The organism is Facklamia sp. P12932 (assembly GCF_050409545.1).
In the GTDB taxonomy this organism is placed as follows: Bacteria; Bacillota; Bacilli; order Lactobacillales; family Aerococcaceae; genus Facklamia.
The window spans coordinates 1-23,410 of record NZ_JBNUPG010000005.1 but is presented as its reverse complement, the minus strand read 5'-3'; the positions used below and the strand labels follow the sequence as shown (position 1 = coordinate 23,410).

At 37.0% G+C, this 23,410-nt stretch carries 20 protein-coding genes; 17 read left to right on the top strand and 3 right to left on the bottom strand.

What is annotated here, in order from left to right; genetic code table 11:
- Positions 1-2: 2 nt before the first annotated feature.
- The 8 genes from rplQ (at position 3) to ACQV2P_RS03390 (ending at position 11,174) form a co-directional block, all read left to right on the top strand.
- The gene (gene rplQ, locus ACQV2P_RS03425) at positions 3-383 is read left to right on the top strand and encodes a 50S ribosomal protein L17 (protein ID WP_258436808.1); all 381 of its coding nucleotides are present in this window, start codon (positions 3-5) and stop codon (positions 381-383) included.
- 247 nt (positions 384-630) lie between these two features.
- Entirely contained in the window at positions 631-1,470 is an 840-nt protein-coding gene (locus ACQV2P_RS03420) for an energy-coupling factor ABC transporter ATP-binding protein (protein WP_428873269.1), read from the top strand.
- Positions 1,440-2,345, top strand: coding sequence for an energy-coupling factor ABC transporter ATP-binding protein (locus ACQV2P_RS03415; protein WP_428873270.1), 906 nt, complete (start codon positions 1,440-1,442; stop codon positions 2,343-2,345). The genes ACQV2P_RS03420 and ACQV2P_RS03415 overlap by 31 nt, the downstream gene beginning before the upstream one ends.
- Positions 2,338-3,141 carry an energy-coupling factor transporter transmembrane component T family protein gene (locus tag ACQV2P_RS03410; protein WP_428873272.1) on the top strand — a complete coding sequence of 268 codons (804 nt, stop codon included), beginning with the start codon at positions 2,338-2,340 and terminating at the stop codon, positions 3,139-3,141. Before ACQV2P_RS03415 ends, ACQV2P_RS03410 begins: the two co-directional genes overlap by 8 nt.
- A 181-nt stretch (positions 3,142-3,322) precedes the next feature.
- Entirely contained in the window at positions 3,323-8,293 is a 4,971-nt protein-coding gene (locus ACQV2P_RS03405; RefSeq protein ID WP_428893095.1) for a S8 family serine peptidase, read from the top strand.
- A gap of 124 nt (positions 8,294-8,417) precedes the next feature.
- Positions 8,418-9,188: a tRNA pseudouridine(38-40) synthase TruA gene (gene truA, locus ACQV2P_RS03400; RefSeq protein WP_428873274.1), complete on the top strand. Its 771-nt coding sequence runs from the start codon at positions 8,418-8,420 to the stop codon at positions 9,186-9,188.
- Entirely contained in the window at positions 9,181-9,714 is a 534-nt protein-coding gene (locus tag ACQV2P_RS03395) for a GNAT family N-acetyltransferase (RefSeq protein ID WP_428875094.1), read from the top strand. The genes truA and ACQV2P_RS03395 overlap by 8 nt, the downstream gene beginning before the upstream one ends.
- A complete protein-coding gene (locus ACQV2P_RS03390; protein WP_428876133.1) occupies positions 9,708-11,174 on the top strand; it encodes a phosphate:AMP phosphotransferase in 1,467 nt (488 codons plus the stop codon). The genes ACQV2P_RS03395 and ACQV2P_RS03390 overlap by 7 nt, the downstream gene beginning before the upstream one ends.
- Positions 11,175-11,253: 79 nt before the next feature.
- Here ACQV2P_RS03390 and ACQV2P_RS03385 read toward each other — a convergent pair whose 3' ends face one another.
- Complete coding sequence (locus ACQV2P_RS03385; RefSeq protein ID WP_428875097.1) at positions 11,254-12,498, bottom strand: peptidase U32 family protein; 1,245 nt, start codon at positions 12,496-12,498, stop codon at positions 11,254-11,256.
- A gap of 9 nt (positions 12,499-12,507) precedes the next feature.
- Entirely contained in the window at positions 12,508-13,428 is a 921-nt protein-coding gene (locus tag ACQV2P_RS03380; RefSeq protein WP_428873281.1) for a peptidase U32 family protein, read from the bottom strand.
- 202 nt (positions 13,429-13,630) lie between these two features.
- Here ACQV2P_RS03380 and ACQV2P_RS03375 point away from each other — a divergent pair, with 202 nt between their 5' ends.
- From ACQV2P_RS03375 to ACQV2P_RS03335, 9 genes are read left to right on the top strand one after another with little or no spacing between them, the layout of a single operon-like run.
- Positions 13,631-13,951, top strand: coding sequence for a hypothetical protein (locus ACQV2P_RS03375; protein ID WP_428873282.1), 321 nt, complete (start codon positions 13,631-13,633; stop codon positions 13,949-13,951).
- The gene (locus ACQV2P_RS03370; protein ID WP_428873283.1) at positions 13,942-15,867 is read left to right on the top strand and encodes a V-type ATP synthase subunit I; all 1,926 of its coding nucleotides are present in this window, start codon (positions 13,942-13,944) and stop codon (positions 15,865-15,867) included. The genes ACQV2P_RS03375 and ACQV2P_RS03370 overlap by 10 nt, the downstream gene beginning before the upstream one ends.
- A 17-nt stretch (positions 15,868-15,884) precedes the next feature.
- Complete coding sequence (locus ACQV2P_RS03365; RefSeq protein ID WP_428873344.1) at positions 15,885-16,349, top strand: V-type ATP synthase subunit K; 465 nt, start codon at positions 15,885-15,887, stop codon at positions 16,347-16,349.
- A gap of 12 nt (positions 16,350-16,361) precedes the next feature.
- Positions 16,362-16,940 carry a hypothetical protein gene (locus tag ACQV2P_RS03360; RefSeq protein ID WP_428873284.1) on the top strand — a complete coding sequence of 193 codons (579 nt, stop codon included), beginning with the start codon at positions 16,362-16,364 and terminating at the stop codon, positions 16,938-16,940.
- Positions 16,941-16,952: 12 nt separating this feature from the next.
- Positions 16,953-17,963 carry a V-type ATPase subunit gene (locus ACQV2P_RS03355; protein WP_428873286.1) on the top strand — a complete coding sequence of 337 codons (1,011 nt, stop codon included), beginning with the start codon at positions 16,953-16,955 and terminating at the stop codon, positions 17,961-17,963.
- Complete coding sequence (locus tag ACQV2P_RS03350) at positions 17,953-18,264, top strand: V-type ATP synthase subunit F (RefSeq protein ID WP_258436826.1); 312 nt, start codon at positions 17,953-17,955, stop codon at positions 18,262-18,264. The genes ACQV2P_RS03355 and ACQV2P_RS03350 overlap by 11 nt, the downstream gene beginning before the upstream one ends.
- 13 nt (positions 18,265-18,277) lie before the next feature.
- Positions 18,278-20,059 (top strand): V-type ATP synthase subunit A, encoded by a 1,782-nt coding sequence (locus tag ACQV2P_RS03345; RefSeq protein WP_428873287.1) that lies wholly within the window; start codon positions 18,278-18,280, stop codon positions 20,057-20,059.
- Positions 20,052-21,428, top strand: a complete 1,377-nt coding sequence (locus ACQV2P_RS03340; RefSeq protein ID WP_428894631.1) for a V-type ATP synthase subunit B — start codon at positions 20,052-20,054, stop codon at positions 21,426-21,428. Before ACQV2P_RS03345 ends, ACQV2P_RS03340 begins: the two co-directional genes overlap by 8 nt.
- 6 nt (positions 21,429-21,434) lie before the next feature.
- Entirely contained in the window at positions 21,435-22,061 is a 627-nt protein-coding gene (locus ACQV2P_RS03335) for a V-type ATP synthase subunit D (RefSeq protein WP_428873290.1), read from the top strand.
- 374 nt (positions 22,062-22,435) lie between these two features.
- On the opposite strand, the gene ACQV2P_RS03330 is transcribed toward ACQV2P_RS03335, so the two are convergent.
- Entirely contained in the window at positions 22,436-23,149 is a 714-nt protein-coding gene (locus ACQV2P_RS03330; RefSeq protein WP_428873292.1) for a YebC/PmpR family DNA-binding transcriptional regulator, read from the bottom strand.
- Between the last annotated feature and the right edge of the window lie 261 nt (positions 23,150-23,410).

The window sequence follows — 23,410 nt, the reverse complement described above, 5'->3', positions numbered from 1 at the left end:
GAATGTCATATCGTAAATTAGGTCGTACGAGTTCACAACGTAAGGCTTTACTACGTGATTTAACGACAGATGTGATTATCAACGAGCGTATCGAAACAACTGAAGCCCGCGCTAAAGAAGTTCGTAAGACAGTTGATAAAATGATCACTCTGGGTAAAAAAGGTGATTTAGCTTCTCGTCGTCGTGCAGCAGCATTCTTACGCAATGAAATTGCAGATGCTCGTATCGAAGGTGATGAGGTAGTGGTTGAGACTGTATTAAATCGTGTGTTTGATACTTATGCTGAGCGTTACGCTGAACGTAATGGTGGATACACACGTATCCTTAAGAAAGGTCCTCGTCGTGGCGACGGTGCACCGATGGTTATCTTAGAGCTAGTTTAAGATAACGCTATTTCTTAAGTTGACTAATTCACTTTGATGATGGAGAGTGTTATGATTTCAAGAGATAATCGAGGAGTCTAGCTCTATAGCAACCAATATAATTGGTGGATTGGGATTAGCCGAATTTCTAATCTCAATCCTGCTATCATCTTCAAGTGTTTTTTTTATACATAAAACTTGTATTAATAGTTAAGGAAAGCAAACGACTTTAACTATTAATATAAGAATATCTTTTAAGGAGACAATAATGAAAGAAGAAATTATCCGAATCGATTCAGTTTCTTTTCAGTATCCTGGTGCCGAGAAAGACGCTATTAAGGATATCTCTTTAAGTATCAATAAAGGGGAATGGGTAGCGCTCATTGGTCCGAATGGATCGGGCAAGTCTACTCTTTCAAAGACGATTAATGGTCTTCTAGTGCCTTACGAAGGAGAAATATACGTTAAAGGCATGAAGTTACAAGAAGAGACTGTTTGGGATATTCGTCGATCAGTTGGTATGGTCTTTCAAAACCCTGATAACCAATTCGTCGGTGCGACTGTCGAAGATGACGTGGCCTTCGGTCTTGAAAATAACGGGGTCAATCGTGAAGAAATGAAAGTTCGCGTAAAAGAAGCTGTTCAACAAGTCCGAATGCTTGATTTCTTAAAAAAAGAGCCAGCAAGACTTTCAGGTGGGCAAAAACAAAGAATTGCCATTGCTGGAGTTGTTGCTTTACGTCCAGACATTATCATCATGGATGAATCAACGGCTATGTTGGATCCTTTAGGACGTAAAGAAGTGGTCGAAGTCGTTCGAGAAATCAAAGAAAAGTATGGATTGACGGTCATTTCCATTACTCATGATATTGATGAAGCCAGTCTAGCTGATCAAATCATCGTTTTAAAAGAAGGAAAAGTAATTTATAAAGATATTCCTGCTAACATTTTTTCTATGGGTACATCCCTAATTGAAATGGGTTTAGATCTTCCTTTTGCTGAGAAATTACGTTTGCAACTAAAAGAAAAGGGAATGGATGTCCCAGACTACTACTTAACAGAGGAGGAAATGGCAGAATGGCTATCTCAATCGTATTTGAACAAGTAGATTTCACTTATTCGCCAGGAACCCCCTTTGAAGTTCCTGTACTTAAAGGGATTGATTTAGAAATCCCACAAGGAAAAGTCACAGCTATTATAGGTCATACAGGATCAGGTAAATCTACCCTTATCCAACACCTAAACGTCTTATTAAAACCAACTAGGGGCAAATTGATTATTGACGGTCGGGTGATCACATCCGAATCAAAAGATAAAAACCTTAAAGCACTAAGAAAAAAAATAGGTGTAGTTTTTCAATTTCCCGAAAGTCAACTCTTTGAAGAAACAGTGTTAAAAGATGTTATGTTCGGTCCACAAAATTTTGGTGTTTCTAAAGAAGAAGCCGAGCGAATTGCCCGTGATATGCTAAGTTTAGTGGGAATCGATGAAGAACTTTTTGAGCGGTCACCATTTGATTTAAGTGGAGGTCAAATGCGGAGAGTTGCTATCGCCGGTGTACTGGCATTGCAACCAGAAGTTTTAATTTTAGATGAGCCAACGGCTGGTCTGGATCCACTGGGACAAATCACCATGCTGGAAATGTTTATGCAATTGCAAAAGGACTATCATCTTTCTCTCGTATTAGTTACTCATCAGATGGATGATGTGGCCAAGTATGCCGATAATGTGGTGGTTTTGGAAAATGGCCAGATTGTTAAGCAAGGAACTCCTTCAGAAGTATTCTCTGATCCCGAATGGTTGAGAGAAAAGCAATTAGGTTTACCACAGACTTTAGCGTTTATTGATTTATTAGATGATAAAATTCCTGAAGATCTCATGAAAAAAATTAAGCAATCTCCTCTAACAGTAGAACAACTAGCAGAGATTCTAATTGACATTAATCATCAACAAAATGATTGGGAGGCTAGCGCTAATGAATGATAAGATATTAATCGGCCGCTATATTCAAATTGATTCATGGATTCATGCGCTCGATCCTCGCACTAAATTGATTGCTACTTTCTATTTTATTTTACTTGTTTTTTTTGCAAATAATGTAGTAGGATATGGAACTTTATTTCTAGTATTGTTAATAGGCATCAAATTGAGTCGGTTGAAGCTTAGTTTTTTCTTTAAGGGATTAAAGCCTATGCTATGGATTATTCTTTTTACGGTCATTTTTCAGATATTGTTTACAACAGGAGGACAGGTTTATTTTAATTGGGGACCCATTTCGATTACATCGCTAGGATTATTAGGCGGCTTTTATATCTTTATGCGTTTGTTCTTAATTATTATGATGTCAACCATTTTAACTTTAACAACTGCTCCGCTTGAGTTAACTGATGGTATTGAACATCTGTTGCGTCCTTTAACACATTTTGGATTTCCATCGCATGAAGTAGCCTTAATGTTGTCAATTGCCTTACGTTATGTACCGACACTTTTAGATGAGGCTCAAACTATAATGAATGCTCAACGTTCAAGAGGAGTGGATTTTGATGAAGGGTCTATGATGGAACGGATGAAAGCAATTGTTCCTATACTTGTTCCACTATTTGTTTCCGCTTTTAATCGAGCAGAGGAACTAGCTACGGCCATGGAATCACGTGGGTATCATGGTGCTGAGGGGCGAACAAAGTACCGTTACTTAGATTATGATCGCAACGACGTGATTGTTTTAATTGTCATGATTTTAATCACCGTAATCATTCTAACTATTCGGTTTTATATTTAATTTAAAACTACAATCTTATTGCACCCTAAACCTAGTGTTTAGGGATTTTTAATAGTTTAACAATATTAAAATCAAGCCCTTACAATTTAATAAAACACTCATTTATTTCTTATATTCACTATCAAATTTAAAAAAAATCTGTTAAAATGTATCCATATGAAAACGTTTGAGGAGGAATTTTATGAATAATCGATTGAAGGTGCTTAGTTCTTGTGGGCTTGCGTTAATGATGATGGCACAGGCTAATCAAGTTAATGCTGAAGAACAAGAAGTAAAAGTGGATCAAGTTCAGCTTCAAGAAAACAGTCATCAACAGACTACTAGGGAGTCGGATCAAAAAGTTACCACGAATTCAGTGGAGGAAAAACAGCAAGCGAAAGAATTTTCAAATGAAAAATTGAAAGCGATTCCTAAAAAAGAGATCATAGAGACAAGTGAAATAGTGGAGACATCAACTTCAATTGAAAAAACTGAGACTATTGAAAACACTGAGATAGTTGAAACAAGTGAAACGGTTGAAACAAGTGAAGCTGTTGAAACAACAGTCTTAGAAGAAACAGCAGAGCCAACTAAAACAACAGAAGCTAAAGATGATGAAGCAGTAGCCGAAGATAAAGTTAAGATAATTGTGCGCACCAATAACCTAGCAGCTATTGATCGAGCAGACTATCGTGACGAGACACTCTATCAGTTAGCTATTAAAGAAAGTGAAGAAGAAGTAAAGAAAACCATCAAAGAAATTACTGATCTTCTCGCTGGTCAAGGGCTTACTTTAGAAGGTGAACAAGAATATTCAGCTTCATTTACAGGTTTCTCAGCTGTAGCTAACCAAGCTACAATTGATCAACTTAAGTCGATGACTCAAGTCTTGTCTGTAAATGTATCGCAAAGTTACACACGCCCAGTAGCCGAAGCTAATATGATTAATTCTGGTCCTTTAATTGGAATGGATTTATTAGCTGATTACCAAACAGAATATAAGGGTGAAAACATTGTTGTGTCAGTTATTGATACAGGCTTTGATCCTTATCATCGTGATTTCATTTTAGCTGATGATATCGAAAAACGTTATGATGAAGCAGAAATGAATGAAATGATTCAAAAATTAGGATTACCAGGTAAATGGTACTCTAATAAAATTGCATATGGTTATAATTATGCTGACAATGTAGACACTTTACAGTCTAAAGATGAGCATGGAAACCACGTAGCTGGTACGATTGGAGCAAATGGTGACCCAGAAGAGGGTGGTATTCGTGGAATCGCGCCACATGTACAATTACTATTAATGAAAGCCTTCTCAGAAGATCAAGTAAACGCAACAGTTTATGAAGACATTTGGATGAAAGCGTTTGATGATTCGGTTAAATTAGGTGCTGATATCATTAATATGTCTCTAGGTATGTCAAGTGGCTTTAACATTATGGGTGATACTCCAATGGCAAAAGCCGTTCAAAACGCTCGCGATAAAGGAATTCTTCCAATGATTGCAGCAGGTAATGACCGTAACGCTACTTGGGGGACAGATTATACTCAACTAGGTAAAAATCCAGATAATAGCACGATGGGCTATCCAGCCAGTGTGGATCCTTCCATGTCGATTGCTTCATTCGATAACTTAAAAGAAATGAAACGCTATGTTCAAGTAAAAGCAGGAGAAGAAGTTAAATACTTCCCAGGCTCCTTTACCTATCCTGAAGGATTCAGTGAAGAATTACCACTTGTAGAATTTGGCAAAGGTAATGTAGAAGATTACGAACTGTATAAAGATACCAACAATGCAGAGGTCGATTTTACTGGGAAAATTGTTCTGGTCCAACGTGGGGATGCTTCATTTAATGAGAAATATCAGTTAGCTAGAGAACGCAATGCGGCAGGACTAATTATTTATGATAATTTAGAAAGCCCTTATACTATGGAAATGACAGGTTTAGAGAATTTAGATATTCCAATTATGTTTGTGACTAAGGAGTCTGGACAGAAGCTTAAGGAAATTGCTAGTTCTAATCAAGATGCCCTTTTCAAAATTTCTAAAGAACTACAAGCATTTGATGCTTTCACGGCAGGTAATCTCAGCGAGTTTTCTTCTTGGGGGCCTTCTACAGACTTACTATTAAAACCGGACATCGCCGGACCAGGTGGTTTCATTTATAGTTTAATGAGTGATGATCGTTATCAGAATATGTCGGGAACATCGATGGCAACACCTCACTTATCGGGCATGGCTGCTCTTGTAATGCAAAGACTTTATGATGAAGGTATTTTAGTCCGTAATGGGAAAGAAAAAGATCCATTACAGGATGACTTAGCAATGCTGATTTTAATGAATACAGCCGTTCCAAAGTTAAATACACTTGAAGAGGGTGCTTCTTATTACACTCCTATTCAACAAGGTGCAGGTCTTGCGAATATCAAAAAAGCCTTAGATAATCTTGTGACTGTTGTGGCAACTAATGAGACAGATACAAAAGAAGACGGAAAGCTTGAAATAAAAGAAGTTCAAGATCAATTTGTAGCTAATCTAAAACTGAAAAACTATGGTAAAGACGATCAGACCTATACTGTTTCTTATGTTTTATTAAAAGATAAGATTAATGAAGAAGGTCGCTATACAGAAACAACCGAAACGATTAAAGAAGAGAGTTTAGGTGAAATTACTGTTAAAGCTGGTCAAACAGCAACAATGGAACAAATCATTTCAACTATGGGTATCGATCAAAATCAATACGTCCAAGGATACTTCTTCTTCAAGCCAGTTGATTCTAAAGCCACTGAATTGTCATTGCCTTTCTTTGGTTTCAAGGGGGAATGGGATAAATTACCGATTATTGATGAAATGATTGATTTTGCCGACGCTAAAGATGTCAACTTCTTACCGATTGAATACGAGGATGGTGGTGTCGACAAAACAGCCTTTGTTCGTAAGCGTTTAGAACAGGGTTGGGATTACTTTAATGCATGGCGAGTTGAAGATGATAAGGTGATTTTTGTGAATAGTAATGAGAAAGATGGCTTTGAAAACAAAGTAACGCCGAAATTAGCTTTCTTACGTGACGCAGTCGATGTAACTTTCCACGTGGAAAATGCTGCTGGAGAAAAAATACGTGATCTTTCCATCATCAATCGTATGTTTAAAGTTGCTCGTTTATACCAAGATCAATATCGATTCTTACAAGATCCTTGGGGAACTGGCTGGGATTTCACCGATACATTTGGTGAGAAAGTAGATGAAGGTGAATATTATTATGTAATCGAAGCACAAATTGATGCGCCAGATGCTGAAAGACAGCGTTATGAGTATAAGTTTGTACTAGATAATAGTGATGCTATGTTAGAAGCCAAACGTGAACAAAACAAAGTAACTTTATCAGTAGAAGATAACTTATCTGGCATTTTTGCAGTAGAGGTTTATAGTGGCGATCAATTTGTATCTTGGCAAGAAGTTAATAAGAATGATAATCCACAATTACTAAAAGAAACATTTACAATTAATCTAGAAGAAGGTTTTGAAGATAAAGACTTAGATATTTGGGTATATGACAACGCTCGAAATATTAAACAATATCGCTTATTAGCCGATGGTACTTTAGAAGAAGTCGAAAGAGGATCTGATATTAAACCAGGAGAAGAACCAGAAGCAGAGGTAACTGAAGAGAACAAAGCTTATGGTGAGGCTCCGAGCAATCCAGAAGAATATATTGCAGAAAAAGGCTTAGATACAACCGACTTACCATCAATTGTTACTAATAGCCCTTGGTACTTCCAGCCATATGGTGAGTATCAAGAATTCATTGACCTTTCAGGTGAAATCTCAAATTATAATGAGCTTCATTATTTAGAGTATCGAGTGAGTGACGAAGACGGAAATATCATTATAGAAAATCACCCAGTCGCTTTTGAAGAAATAGAGGGTATGATCTACTTTAAGGAAGATATATCTACTGAGAAGTTAACCGAAAATAAAGTTTACAGTATTGAAATGATTGCTTATGTTAAGAGTCCTAACGATAAATTAGTTAAGCAGCAAGTGGCTCAAAGAATAAGACGAGATATTGAAGCGCCAAAACTTAAAGTTAACCAAGTCTTTGGTCCAGATAAGGATTTATTATACTTCGAGATCGACTTCAGTGATAACATGAACTATGTTGAATTATGGGCGGATAATGACATGATCGGTCGCGTAGATAAGACATTCGATTCACTATTAAATCCTATCCCAGTCGAAGGAAAAGTTTTATATACTATTCCTAAATCTAAGTTAGGAAAAGAGCTAACCTTTACTGTTTATGATGACTTTGGTAATGAAAGTGAAGCAACATCTATCCCAGTTCAATTAAGAGATTTAAAAGCTATTCCATTTAAAGTTGTGAAACGTTTTAATGCAGATTTAGCTGTGGGTGAAATGAACGTTGTCCAAGAAGGTCAAGAAGGAAAAGCTAATATCGATGAAGATGGTGAATTAGTTATTCTTATAGACGCGACTGATAAAGTTGTGGAATATGGTCCAGTAGAAATTGATTTTGAAACGGATAAAAAATCAGACTCTTATTTATTAGAAGGAATCGAATTAACTATTCAAGAAGGAGTTAAAGGGTTGTTGAATCCGTTAACCGGAGAAGTTATTCGTCCGGCTCAAACAGAGATCATTCTAATGGGTACTAAGGTAAATGATGAGCATTTAAGTCCGGAAGAACCATCCAGTCCAACTGATCCAACAAAACCAGAACAAGCAAAAGAAGACGAATTATCAGAAGAAATTAAAAACTTCAATGCTTACTTTGAAATGTTTAAATATAAACTAAAGAATATCGAAGATTATCGTAAGCCTAAAGATTTTGATCTTAAGAAAGCTCAAGCTTTAGTGAATGAAATTGAGGCAAGTAACTTAAACGATTTAACAAAAGCTCAATTATTAGAATTGCAAAATCTTGTAATGGGATATTCTAAAGACTTGAAGCCTAAGGCTGGTTCAAGACCACAGCAAGGTGAAAGTTTTGATAAGAATCAAGGTGTAGGATCTGATGCTGAAGGCGCTAGCGTCTTACCAGCTACTGGAGAAACGAGTCAGCATGCTTATCCTATCGTAGCAACAATACTTTCCTTCTTAGGTTTAGGCAGCCTTGCGTATTCAAAGAAAAAATTAAAAGATTAATAACACATTACTTTTTTCTCTCTCATTCAAATTGAATGAGAGAGTTTTTTTGTTAGGCAACCATTAGCCTTTATAATGAAGAAAAGAATGTCTATAATTAAATGAGATGGAAAGGAGTGGGAGTTTGCCACGTTATGTAGCTAAAGTTCAATATGATGGAAGTCACTATCACGGTTATCAAATTCAAAAAAATGGTATATCTATTCAAGAGAAAATTGAAAATGCCTTGCTTCTTATTGCTAAAAAAAGCCCAGAAAACCCTATTAAAATTATAGGTTCCGGTCGAACAGATGCAGGGGTTCATGCCATGGGGCAAGTGATCCATTTTGATTTTCCTGCTTCGATTCCGGCTATCAATCTTTTGCGTGCTTTGAATTCTATTCTTGAAAAAGACATTCGTATTATTCAATGTAACCAGACGAAGATAGATTTTCATGCCCGCTACCATGCTATTGGAAAGTCCTATCGCTATCGCGTGGATACTCAAGCTTTCCCAGATCCTTTTAAACGAAATTTTACCACTCACCATGGTTATCCTTTTGAAATTGAGCGCATTCAAGAAGGTTTAGCTTATCTACAAGGAGAACACGATTTCACAAGTTTTTGCTCTACTAAAACAGATAAAGAGAATAAAGTGAGAAACTTATATGAAGTAAAGGCTAATCTAGACGTTCCTAATCAAGAGTTAGTTTTTGATTTTAAAGGGAACGGATTTTTATACAATATGATCCGTATTATTGTGGGAACTTCCCTTCAAATAGGTGACGGCCTTAAAGAACCTATCGAGATGCAACGACTTCTAGATATAAAAGATCGCAACCAGGCAGGTCCTACAGCGCCTCCACAAGGTTTATATTTAATGCATGTAGAATATGAGGAGGATCCTTTTGAGTAAGATAAAAAAAACAAGTGACTGGCAGGTTCGTCGAGTAGAATTAAAAGATATCGATAAGTTGCAAGCCATTTATGATCAAGCACGTCGATTTCAATTGGCTACTGGTAATCTCAATCAATGGATTGATGGCTATCCTGGCAGAGAGGTCATTCTAAATGATTATCGTTCAGCACATTCTTATATAGTAGAAGATAGGCTCGATCATGAAATATTAGCAGTGATGGCTTTGCTAGCAGGGGAAGACCCTACTTATAAAAACATTCAGGGACAGTGGCTGAATGATGAAGAGTATGTGACTATTCATCGACTAGCATCTTTACCATCAGCAAAAGGTAGTGGGCAAGCATTATTAGACTGGACCTTGGAACATTATTCGAATATCAGAATTGACACACATGAGGAAAATCAACCAATGAAACATATTTTAGCAAAGCTAGGATTTCAGTTTTGTGGCATTATTTTTTTAGAAAATGGCGATCCTAGAGATGCTTACCAATATTACAGAAAGAAGGAGAATCCATGTTAAAAGACTTTGATTTTGAAAAAATTGACCAACGCTTTGATAACTATAAAAGATCAGAGTTGGGTGAAAGGCTCGATCAATTACAACGAACAGTTAAAGGACTTGAAATTCCAGTTTTAATTTTAATTGATGGCTGGGAATCGGCAGGTAAAGGCTATGTGATCAACGATTTAACGCGTGAACTCGATCCACGTTATGTGAGAGTAGAAGTCTTTGACAAGGCCAATCAAATGGAAAAAGCGCATCCTTCTGTTTGGCGTTTTTGGCAAAAAATTCCCTCTAATCAAGAAATAGTTGTCTATGATCGTTCCTTTTACTATCAAGTCTTTAATCATGATCAAAAAAATGATGAAAAACTAGAGCAGCGTGTTCGTGAATTAACAGAACTAGATAGTACTTTGATAAATAACGGTATGATTGTTATTAAGTTTTTCATAAATATAACGGAAAAAACACAAAAAAAACGCATCAAGAAACTTGAAGAGACAGTTGAAGGAAAGCATTTGTTATCTGAGGTAGACTATGAACAAAATAAAAACTACCAAGACCACCAAGAATGGTTTGAAAAGATTCTTACCCAAACTAATAATAAACGATCACCTTGGCATATCGTTGCAGCTGAGGACAAAAAATATGCTTCTAAAATGGTCTTAGGGACGGTAATTGATGAAATTCATCGTGGTATAGAACGGATCGTTCAGTGCCGGACTAGGGATGAAGCGATTAAAAGAGATCGTGATCAGGTTTACGATGTTCTTGACCAATTTGACTTAAGTAAGAGTCTTTCAAAAGATGATTACCACAAGGAGTTAGCTAACTTACAAGAGCAAGCGGCTAAATTGGTTTACCAATGCTATGATCAGAAAATCCCCATTGTTTTAGCCTTTGAAGGAATGGATGCAGCTGGTAAAGGTGGGGCAATTAAGCGGTTGACCCGGCACATTGATCCTCGTTCTTATAAAATATTTGGAATTAACGCACCAGACCCTATAGAAGAAAAATTTCATTATTTATGGCGTTTTCAAAAAGAAATGCCCGAAGATGGTCAGATGGTTATTTTTGATCGTTCTTGGTATGGGCGGGTCTTAGTTGAGAGGGTAGAAAATTTCACCCCTGAAAGAGATTGGGAACGCGCTTATGAAGAAATTAATCAAATGGAAAGAACCTTGGCCGACCACGGCACGGCTGTCATGAAGTTTTTCTTATATATTGATAGTCAAGAGCAATATGAAAGATTTGAAGATCGGGTAGAAGATCCAGCCAAAAACTATAAAATAACAGCTGAAGATTGGCGCAATCGTGAGAAAATGCCACAATATTTAGAGGCTATGAATGAAATGTTGGTTCGCACAGATACCGAATATGCTCCTTGGTATATCGTAGCCAGCAATGATAAACGCTATGCCCGTATTCAAGTCTTGAAATACTTCATTGAGCACTTAGAAAAAATAATAGCTAAATAAAAGCAACTCTGAAAGATACCTACCCTTTGACTGTTTATCCAGCAAAAGTGGTAGGTATCATCTATGAGTTGCTTTCGTTTTATTTTAAGTGTTTACGAAGCATATCGTGCTTAGCAACAGGTTGACTGACTTTCATAGTAACAATTTGCATAGCGTGAGGAGCCACTTTGATTTCAGCTCCTGTGTCATCCCACATTTGATCTAATGTTTCTTGATGACGGCGCATGCCAGGACCATAAAATTCAATGGTTTCACCAACTTTAAAGTTATTGCGTTGTTGAATAGTAGCGATGGTTGTATCAGGGTCATAATCTAAAACTTCCCCTATAAAGGAATACTCTGGTCGACGTCGACGCTTGCCAAACAATTGCTCTTTTTCACTTGGTGCGTCGTAATAAAAGCCAGTTGAAAGCTCGCGTTGAGCAATTTTCCATAATTCATCAGACCATTCTTTTTTTACTTCATAATTTTTAGGATCAGCAAAGAAGCTATCAATAGCCTTACGATAAACGTTAACAACGGTTGAGATATAATGGATGGATTTCATACGGCCTTCAATTTTCAGCGAATCAATCCCTGCCTCAATGATTTCAGGGATATGGTCTAACATCCCCATATCAACAGCTGACATCGAGAAAGGTTCTTTAATACCCGGTTCACCTGCCCCCACCATTACTTTTTGGTCCAACTCAGGCAGTTCGAATAAGCCATAGTGCCAACGACAAGATTGACAACAGCCGCCTCGATTAGCGTCACGATTAGCCATATGGTTGGAGAGAGTACAACGACCGGAATAAGATATACACATAGCACCATGAATAAAAGCTTCGATTTCTACATCCGTATTAGCACGGATTTCTTTAATTTCTGCCATAGAGACCTCACGTCCTAAAACGCAACGTGTCAGTCCGGCTTCCTGCCAAAAGTTCAAGGTTTCATAATTGACAGCTGATTGCTGGGTGGAAAGGTGAATGTCTAGTCCCGGAGCTTCACTGGCACATATTTGCATAAGAGTCGGATCAGACACAATGACCGCATCAATGCCAATATCCCTTACTTGCCGGAAAAAATCACCAGCACCTATCTCATCATTTTCATGAGTAACCATATTAGCAGCGACATATACCTTCGCATCTCTTGCATGGGCAAAAGCGACTCCCTCAGCCATATCCTCAAAAGAAAAATTACCGGCTCTTTTACGAAGTCCGTAATCATTACCGCCAATATATACTGCATCTGCTCCATAGTGAATCGCAGTTTTTAGTTTTTCGAGCGTTCCTGCGGGTGCTAATAATTCTGGTTTTTTAAAAGTTAAGTTTTCCATAAGCGCCTCCTATTGTACCTGGTCTGCTTCATATAAGAAGAAACCTGTACCCAATTCCCGATTTTTAGTGTGATATTGTTCAACCGCTACACGATGTAGTTTTAGTCCTTCTAAAGTCACTTGGTCTTGTTCAATTAATTCCTTCACACGTATAAAATGTCTTGCGACTTGTTTGAACGCTTCTTCGGGTGTAAATAATCCATCTAAATACCAATGCGTTTGTTGAACATTTGCTAAATCGGGTAAATATTCAATTAAATTTAAATCTTTATTGGCAAAGATATGTGTACCGTGTTGATCGGTGTAGATCGAATAATGGCTATCCTTTTTATTAGGCTCAGACAAGAAAAGATCACGATCGGTTAACTCCTCAACATCCTTATGAATATAGTTAAAGTAATTATTCAATAAGCGTCTTCGACTTTGATGAATACAAGTAGAGCCATAGACTTGATAAACAAGAGGAATTTGACTTTCAGCTAACATATCCTTTAATTCAACAAATGGCACTTCACTTGCGACAAAGGCTCTCTTTGCGCCATATTTGGCCCAAAAATTTACTTGACCGGATGAGGTCATTAAAACAGAAGCATTATAAATATATGGTAAGTAGAGGTCTTCATCTTTAAGAATTTGAATTAAGCCAGTATCGCCAACCATAATTTGGTCTGCACCGATTTCTTTGATCTTCTTTAGAAAAGATCGTGCTTGCTTAATTTGTTCATTATGCAAAATAGCATTCATGGCAATGATGACTTCTTTTTTGTATTGGTGGGCGTAATCGATAACCTCTTTCATTTCGTCAAAGGAGAAATAAGCCGGCAAGCGCAAACCAAATACTTCCTCACCAATAACAACTTGATCGATCCCAAGATCGATTAGTTTTTTGGCTTGTCCTATCGATTCAGCTGTTGCAATCAACTTGATCATTAGAACCCTTCTTTCTAATCGTTATTTTATTCATCTATCAATTATATACGAGTAAACAGAGATAATAAACAGCATTTTAATACATAGTAACTTTTTCACAAACTAAATAATATTGGAAACGGAATCAAAATTCATGTTATAATATCAGTGTCGCTAATTATTTATTTCCTATTTGAAATAGGAAAAGAAGGGTGGTGAACGAATGGCAAATTTAATTGAGACAGTTAACGAATTAGAGGCATTAAGTGCTGAAAAAGTTGCTGATTATCAAAAAAAATTGCAAGAAATGCAAGAAAACTTTGAAGATCAAAAACTCACATTTAAAAGGCAGGTTGATTCGGAATTCGCTCAATTTAAACAAACGACTAAAGAAAAATATAATCATCAATTTCTTGAGGTTGAAAATGACTTAAGAAATGAAAATCAATTGTCGGTTGTTCAAATTGAATCCGATATTGCTAACCGCCGTGAGGATTTGACGCAAAAAATTGCTGAAAAGGTGGTGAAAGAAATATGGCAATAGCTAAAATGGCTAAGGTTTTAGCAATTGTTGAGAAAGAAAATCGTGACGACTTGATGCAGGCATTTCAAAAAATGCAAAACATTCAAGTGAAGACAATTAACTCTGAATTGTTGGACCAAGAGCCAAAAATGGAATCAAAACAACTGACAGAATATCTCGATCAGTTAGAAAATGTCCGATCAGCAAAAAAATATTTAGAAAGTTATCTAACAGCTGAATCCTTTAAAGACAAGTATCTAACGCCATTACCAGAAATGAGTATGGCTGAAATTGAAGAAAGTCAAATGGATGAGCAAGCCAAGAAGATTACTGATAAAGTATGGGAAAAGAAAAAGATGCTAGAAGAAATTGATTCCCAAATTCAAATTTGCGAGAATGAAGCCGATTTTTATCATAAGTGGCGCAATCTAAAAGCACTTCCAGATTACGCTAAAGATTATCGCTATACACGCTTGTTATTAGGGACAATTCCTCAAACAGCGGATAATGAATATTACAATGCTTTGAAAGAAGAAGACCGAATTGCACTGGAAGAGGTCTATCAGTCTAAAGAAGAAATTGGCCTGGCAGTTGCTTTTGATAAGGATGATGCCTTCGAAGTGAATCAATTTCTTAATCAAAACCGCTTCCAGATCTTAGATTATCGCTTCAAAGACCTTCCGGTTAAACTGCTAGAAGAATCCCATATAGAAGCGGAAAACTTAAGAAACAAAGCCAGAGATCTAAGAAAAGAATTGGGAAGTTTCAGACAAGAATATAACCAATTAAAAATCGCTGAAGAAGTTTTTTATGCCAAAGTAGAAAGACAAAAAGCAACAGAATTAGGATTAAACAAAGGGGAGTTGTTCGCTCTAGAAGGTTGGATTGAAGAGCAACAAGCTCAAGCAAGCTTAGAAGAAGTTATAAAAGCGCTAAATGGAGAAGTTTATTTAGACTATGTGACACCAACTGAAGAAGAAAGCGAAGAAGTACCCATTCAATTAAAAAATCACCCTTTGGTTGAACCTTTTGAAACAGTTACTTCAATGTATGGTCTACCTGGATATAAGGGGTTTGACCCGACATCCTCTTTAACGCCTTATTATTGGACATTCTTTGGAATGATGATTGCCGATTTAGGTTATGGAATTTTACTCTGGTTAGGAACCTTTATCCCATTAAAATTCTTTACGATCGATAAAGGGATGAAAAAAAACATACGTTTCTTCCATCTCTTATCATATGCTGTTTTGCTATGGGGCTTAATTTACGGGTCGTTTTTTGGTGAATCCTTGCCTTTCAAGTTGCTATCACCTACTGAAGACGTCATTCAGGTATTGGCCTTGTCGATTGGTTTAGGATTTATCCAAATCATTCATGGACTCATCCTAAACACACTCCTAAATTGGGAAAGTAATCGATTAGATGCAATTAAGGATGGACTATCATGGATTATCATGCTATTTGGCTTTTTAATTGCAGTCCTTGGACCAATGTTATTAAACATTGAAAGTCTACAACAATTAGGCCTATATTTAGCTGGGTTTGCAGCCATAACAATTTTGGTAGTAGCTATTATTAAAAGTAAAAATAAATTTGCCGGTTTCGGAGCCGGTTTATACGATTTGTATGGCATCTCTTCTTATTTAGGAGATTTAGTATCGTATAGTCGACTAATGGCCCTTGGTATAGCTGGAGGATCAATTGCCTTAGCCTTTAATATTTTGGTGGCATATTTACCTCCTGCAGCAAGATTTTCAGTGGGTATTCTATTAATCATTGCTTTACAGTTATTTAACTTTGGCTTAACGGTCTTAAGTGCTTATGTTCACTCTGCACGTTTAATCTTCGTTGAGTTCTTCGGTAAATTCTATGAAGCTGGGGGTCAAGCCTTTGCCCCATTAAAATACTTAGGCAAATACATTAATATTAAATAAATTTACTAGGAGGTAATATAATGGAATTTTTACAAGAGTATGGTGGTTATTTATTCGCCGTTTTAGGGATAGCAGTGGCAGTTATTTTCTCAGGTTTTGGTTCAGCTAATGGGGTTGGTACTGCAGGTACATCCGCTGCAGCTTTAACTAAAGATCAACCTGAAAAATTCGTTCAATCTTTAATCTTACAGTTACTACCAGGTACACAAGGCCTTTATGGATTTGCGATTGGCTTCTTAATTTTCTTACAGTTACAACAAGGCATGGAACTACAAACAGGACTTAATCTATTAATTGCTGCTATGCCTGTTGGTTTTGTAGGTTGGGTATCAGGTATTCACCAAGGTAAAGTAGCTGCAGCAGGTATGCAGATTTTGGCTAAACGTCCTGAAAAAGTTATTAATGCAATTATTTATTCAGTAATGGTTGAAACTTATGCAATTTTAGCATTCGTATTCTCATTCTTACTTGTTCAAGGATAGGAGGTCAAACTTGTGGGAAACATTGAAACTTTACAAAATAAAATCTTAGGGAAAGTTCAAGCCACAGGTGAAGCACAAGTTCAAGATCTTCAAAATGAGTTGTCCCAAGCAATGGACGATTACAAAAATCGGATTAATAAACAATTTGAGCATGATAAAGAAAACTTTATTCGTAAGCAAGAGCAACAATTTGAAATTCGTAAGCAATCATTGGCTAATGAATTGCGCAACTCACAGCTTACTCATAAGCAAAAATTATTAGAAGAAATTATCCAAGACGTTCCTGAAGAAATAAACCATTCGATAGCTAATAATTTGGGTCAAATGATTCAAGCGGCAATGCAAAAGTTGGATTCAAATCAAGCTTTTGAACTAAGAATCGGTGAAAAATCACGTCAATTTATTTCTGATGATCAAGCGAATAAATTTCATGCAGATTATAATATGATGCAATGGGGCGAAAACGTTGCGGATAAATCTGGTTTTATTCTTACCCAAAAAGGGATGAATATGAATTATTTATTTGAAGATATTATTAATGAACTGAAGCCTCAACTGCTTATTGAACTTGAAAAACAACTGAAAGCATAAGGGGGGCTTATAATGAAAGAATTAGAGTATGCTGGTTTAAATACGACCCTGCGCCTCTATGAAGCTCAACTTCTCAGTCAATCAGACTATGAAACGTTATTACAAATGGACCATTCTGATGCTGTTTTAGACTACTTAGGTAAGACGGCTTATTCTATTCCGGAGGAAGTGCGTTTAAATCGTAGTTTTGAGCCAATCATTCAACAACGTTTGGTTTATGTATATGAAGAATTACTTGAGGCATCACCTGATAGGCGTATAATCGAAATCTTCTCATTAAGATATACTTATCATAATTTGAAGCTTTTAATTAAAGAAAAATATCTGGATGAAGATTTGTCTCATTTGTACATTCCGATTGGCAGTTTTTCAAAAGAGGAACTTGCTCAAGTTGTGTCTACAAAAGGACAAAATGAAGACCTTCATCCTGTATTAGAAGAAGCTGTCTATGACGCTATCACAGCAGTAGAAGACACAGGCGATACCCATTCGATTGATGTCATTTTGGATACAGCCTATCTAAGACATATCCGATCTCATGCCGATGCAATGAAGCATGAAGAACTCAGTAGATTTGTAAAAATGAAAATTGATTTTCAAAATTTATTAACTTTTGTCCGTGCTTTTAAACAAGGTCAAAGTACATCATTTATTTTCACCTCTTTATCAAGTCAAGGGGCAGTGAGTCGTGATGATATCATTGAAAATTGGCGAGAAAAAGATTTGAACGGTTTAGTTGAAACTTATCAAACAGCTGAATACATGATTAATTTAGACCCTGTTTGGGATCAATTGAATGATGAAAAGGTTAACCCAACTGAACTAAATGCTTTAATTCAAGGCGAGTTTAGTCGGATTTTAAGATCATTCTCATTTGATGCCTTCGGGCCGATGCCAGTACTTACTTATCTATATTTCTTGGAAAATGAGAGTGACAACGTACGCCTCATCTTAATTGGGAAAGAAAATAATTTAGACAATCAACTAATTAAAGAAAGGATGCGACCTATTCATGGCATATAAAATAGCAGTAATCGGTAACCGTGACGTCGTATTAGCCTTTAAACTATTAGGATTTGAAGTCTATCCAGCAAGTAGTGGCGAGGAAGCTAGAAAAATTCTACACGATTTAAAAGAAGAAAATATTGGTGTCGTATTATTGACAGAAAATCTAGCTCATGAAATACCCGATACGATTAGTCACTTTGACACTTTACCAACCCCTGCGGTTATTCTAATTCCAACTCATAAAGGATCTCTTGGAATAGGTAAAGCCAAAGTCAATGACAACGTTGAAAAAGCAATCGGACAGAACATATTATAAAAGGAGGAAAAAAATGACAACTGGAATTATTCAAGAAATTTCAGGACCTTTAGTGAAGGCTAAAGGAATGAAAGACTCCTCAATTCGTGAAATTGTTTTGGTTGGAGAAATGCAACTTACTGGCGAAATTATTGAAATGCACCAAGACGTTGCATCCATTCAAGTATACGAAGAGACCTCGATGTTGAAACCGGGCGAAATCGTAAGACCTACAGGACATCCTCTTTCAGTTGAATTAGGACCAGGTCTATTAACCAAGATGTTTGATGGGATTCAAAGACCATTAGAAGATTTCATGCAAAAAACAGAGAGTAATTTTTTAGTAAGAGGAAGTAACATTGATGTTTTAGATCGTGACAAGGTTTGGGAATTTGAAGCCCGTAAAGCAGTGGGTGACCATGTGGTAGCTGGCGATATTATTGGGGTCGTTCAAGAAACCAAAATTATTGAGCACCGCATTATGGTTCCTGTTGGCATTGAAGGAACAATTAAATCCATCGAATCTGGCTCTTTCAAAATTGAAGATACCGTTTGTGTGGTTGAAACAGAATCAGGCGAACATGAATTAAATATGGTTCAAAAATGGCCGGTTCGTTTGGGACGCCCTTATAAAGCTAAATCAACTCCCAAAGCACCACTAAAGACAGGACAACGTGTAATTGATACATTCTTCCCAATCACTAAGGGTGGGGTAGCTGCTGTTCCTGGACCTTTCGGGGCTGGAAAAACGGTCGTTCAGCACCAAATCGCTAAGTATGCTGATGTTGACGTAGTGGTTTACGTAGGATGTGGTGAACGTGGAAATGAGATGACGGACGTTATTAACGAGTTTCCAGAATTAATTGATCCTAAAACGGGCGAGTCTATCATGCAACGTACTATTTTAATTGCTAACACTTCCAATATGCCGGTGGCGGCTCGTGAAGCTTCAATCTATACAGGTATCACTATTGCGGAATACTTCCGTGATATGGGCTATTCAGTGGCCATCATGGCGGATTCTACTTCACGTTGGGCAGAAGCATTACGTGAAATGTCAGGACGTATGGAAGAGATGCCAGGGGATGAAGGTTATCCAGCTTATTTAGGTTCACGTATTGCAGAATACTATGAGCGTGCCGGCTTGGTCCAAGTATTGGGATCAGATGAGCGCGTTGGTTCAGTTTCTGCCATTGGAGCGGTTTCACCTCCAGGTGGGGATACTTCAGAACCCGTTACCCAAAACACTTTACGTATCGTAAAAGTATTCTGGAGTTTAGATTCTAAACTTTCACAACAACGTCACTTCCCAGCTATTAACTGGCTAGATTCTTATTCTCAATATTCAACCGATGTTCAAGCACATAATGATGAACACATTGACCCAAGTTGGGGTGAGAAAGTACGTCATTGCTTATCCCTTCTTCAAGAAGAATCAAGCTTGCAAGAAATTGTTCGTTTGGTTGGTTTAGATTCACTTTCTGAAAAAGATAAATTAACGCTTGCCATCGCAGGGATGATTCGTGAAGACTTCTTACAACAAAATGCTTTTGACGATGTTGATACGACAACCTCTGAAGAAAAACAATTGAAATTATTGAATTTAATTATTGATTTTGAAATTGAGGCAAGAGAAGCAATGAAACTGGGTGCTTACTATAATGAAATTATGGAAGGTACTCAAGAAGTTCGTGAGCAAATTGCTCGAGCTAAATTTATTCCAGAAGAAGAAATTCACCGCTTGGATGAGATTGATCAGCAAATTGCTACCTACATGAAACAAGTATTAGAACAAGGAGGTGGAGCAAATGCTTAAGGAATATACAAATATTTCTGACCTATATGGTCCTTTGATGATTGTAGATGGCGTCGAAGATATAGCCTATGACGAACTAGTTGAAATTGAGCTCCACGATGGTGAAATTCGTATGGGTCAGGTGTTAGAAGCTAAAGAGGGTAAAGCCGTTGTTCAAATTTATGGTGGTACTTCTTCAATGAAGCTATCCAATATTAAAGCGCGTTTTAAAGGCAAGCCCTTAGAATTTGCTTTATCCGAAGATATTGTGGGACGCATCTTTGACGGTATGGGTAATGTGATGGATGGCGGACCGCAAATCATTCCTGAAAAGTTTGCTGATATCAATGGTCAAGCGATTAACCCAATGGCGCGTGACTATCCGGATGAATTTATTCAAACAGGTATTTCAACCATCGACCATTTGAATACACTGGTTCGTGGACAAAAACTACCCGTTTTCTCTGGTTCTGGTTTGCCGCATAAAGAGTTAGCAGCCCAAATTGCACGTCAAGCAACTGTTTTAAATTCTGATGAAAATTTTGCAGTTGTCTTTGCAGCCATGGGAATTACTTATGATGAGGCTGAATACTTTATGGATTCTTTCCGTGAAACCGGAGCAATCGATCGTTCAGTAATGTTTGTTAACCTAGCTAATGACCCAGCAATTGAGCGGTTAGCGACTCCAAAAATCGCCTTAACTGCTGCCGAATACTTGGCTTTTGAAAAAGATATGCACGTTTTAGTTATCATGACAGACATGACGAACTATTGTGAGGCCTTACGTGAAGTGTCAGCAGCCCGTCGTGAGGTACCAGGCCGTCGTGGCTATCCAGGTTACTTATATACCAACCTATCTACACTCTATGAACGCGCAGGACGTTTAGTAGGATCTAAGGGATCGGTTACTCAAATCCCAATTCTTACCATGCCTGAAGATGATATTACTCATCCAATCCCTGACTTAACCGGTTATATTACTGAAGGACAGATCATCTTAGACCGTTCATTAGATAACCAAGGTATTAAGCCGCCTATTAATGTACTTCCTTCCTTATCGCGTTTGAAGGATAAGGGAACCGGTGAAGGAAAAACACGTGAAGATCATGCACCGACAATGAACCAGCTATTTGCAGCTTATGCCAAAGGTAAAGAAGCAAAAGAATTAGCGATTGTATTGGGTGAGTCAGCCCTTTCAGATATCGATAAACAGTATGTTAAATTTACTGATGAATTCGAGAAACGCTATGTTAACCAAGGCTTTGATAAGAACCGTGACATCTTTGAGTCGCTTGGTATTGCCTGGGACTTATTAAAGATTTTACCGAAGAGCGAATTGAAACGGATCAAGGATCCAATGATCGAGCAATACTTACCGAAAGGAGAGTAATGCACTATGGCAAACGTATTAGGGGTAAAGCCCACCCGGATGGAGCTGTCAGCTTTAAAGAGTACGCACGCACTGGCTAGTCGCGGGCATAAGTTACTTAAAGATAAGCAAGATGAATTGATGCGCCATTTTATTGATTTGATTCGTAAAAACAATGAACTAAGAGATCAAGTGGAAGCAGAACTTTCAAATGCCTTACAATCATTTGTATTAGCGAAGTCTTTAATGAGCGATCATTTTATTGAAGAGATAGCGGCCATTTCAGGTGAAAACATTGATCTTTCAATTGACCTTAAAAATATTATGAGTGTCAATGTTCCTAAAATGGATTTTAATTTAGATGATGATATTGATGATGAGCCTTTACGCTATGGTTATTTGAATTCCAATGCGGAATTAGATGAAGCTTTAGAAGGTTTAAGGTCCATTTTGCCCAAGTTATTAGATTTAGTCGAAATTGAAAAGACTTGTCAGCTTTTAGCCGATGAAATCGAAAAAACAAGAAGACGTGTTAACGCTCTTGAATATCGAATGATTCCGGATACCGAAGAGACAATCAACTATATTTCAATGAAGTTAGAAGAAAATGAGCGAGCAAGTATCACTCGTATGATGAAGGTTAAAGATCTATAATTAGTAGAAAGATTAATAAATTAGTCTTATGAAAAAATCCGAATAGTATGTAGAAAGATTGTCAAATAAATCAATGGATTTATTACTCACTCCACTGATGCTTCTCTAAACGTTTAATCTATAAGAGAGCATCAATAGTTGGATTGAATGTTCTTTCTATAACTATTCGGATTATTTTTATTTATGAAGAGCAATTCCTTTATTAATACCTTTTATTTGGTGGAATTATTTATTGTATTATGATCGTATCGTGTACAAAAATATAAATAATAAGATTGATATTTAAACGGATGTTAACAAACAATCTCCTATTCAACGGATAGGAGGCTATTTGTTAACATAGGAATATAGACCTTTAAATTTACGTGAATTAATTACATATTCACATTATGATAAACCTTTTGCACGTCTTCATCATCTTCTAATGCATCAATTAACTTCTCAAAAGTTTCCAAGTCTTCTGCGTTGAGGTCCACTTCAGTCTGGGCAATCATTTCAGTTTCAGCCACTGAAAAGTCAGTAATACCAATACTTTCCAGGCATTCTTTAATAGTGCCGTAATCACCAGGTTGACCATATACAACCACAGATCCTTCTTCAGTATAAACATCTTTGACATCGAGATCTGCTTCCAATAAAGCCATCGTAATGGTTTCTTCATCTTGGTTTTCCATCACAAAAACAGCCACATGATCAAACATATAAGAAACGGATCCAGCAACCCCCATATTTCCACCGTTCTTATTAAAGGCCATGCGAACATTGGCGGCAGTGCGGTTTACGTTGTTTGTTAAAGCATCCACGATAATCATTGAACCATTCGGGCCAAAACCTTCGTATCGCAATTCTTGGAAGGTCTCATCGGCCGAGCCTTTGGCCTTGTCAATGGCTTTGTTGATGACGTGAGATGGTACATTATAGGTTTTAGCACGATCGACAACAAATTTTAGTTTCTGGTTGGTCTCCGGATCTGGGTCTCCTGATTTGGCTGCTGCATAAATTTCAATGCCAAATTTTGCATAAATTCTTGAGGTTTGTTGATCGGTTTTCGCTTTTTTTTCGCGAATGTTCATCCATTTACGACCCATTTAATTCACTTCACTTTCATTATAGTCTGTTTGTATTATAGCGAAAAACAAGCTTCATTTATAGAATTTTTTCAAAAATTTTTAGCTTGCAAGATTTCTGTCAAACTTTTGATAGCAAAAGAAAAAAAGCGACTGCTGAGTCGCTTAAAATTAATCGGCTCTTTGTCAAATAGGGTTGATGAGTAGGTGAGGTAACCGACTGGTTACTTCACCTCTTTTTTTACAGATCAACAATTATTATAAGCGCATGAATGATCGACC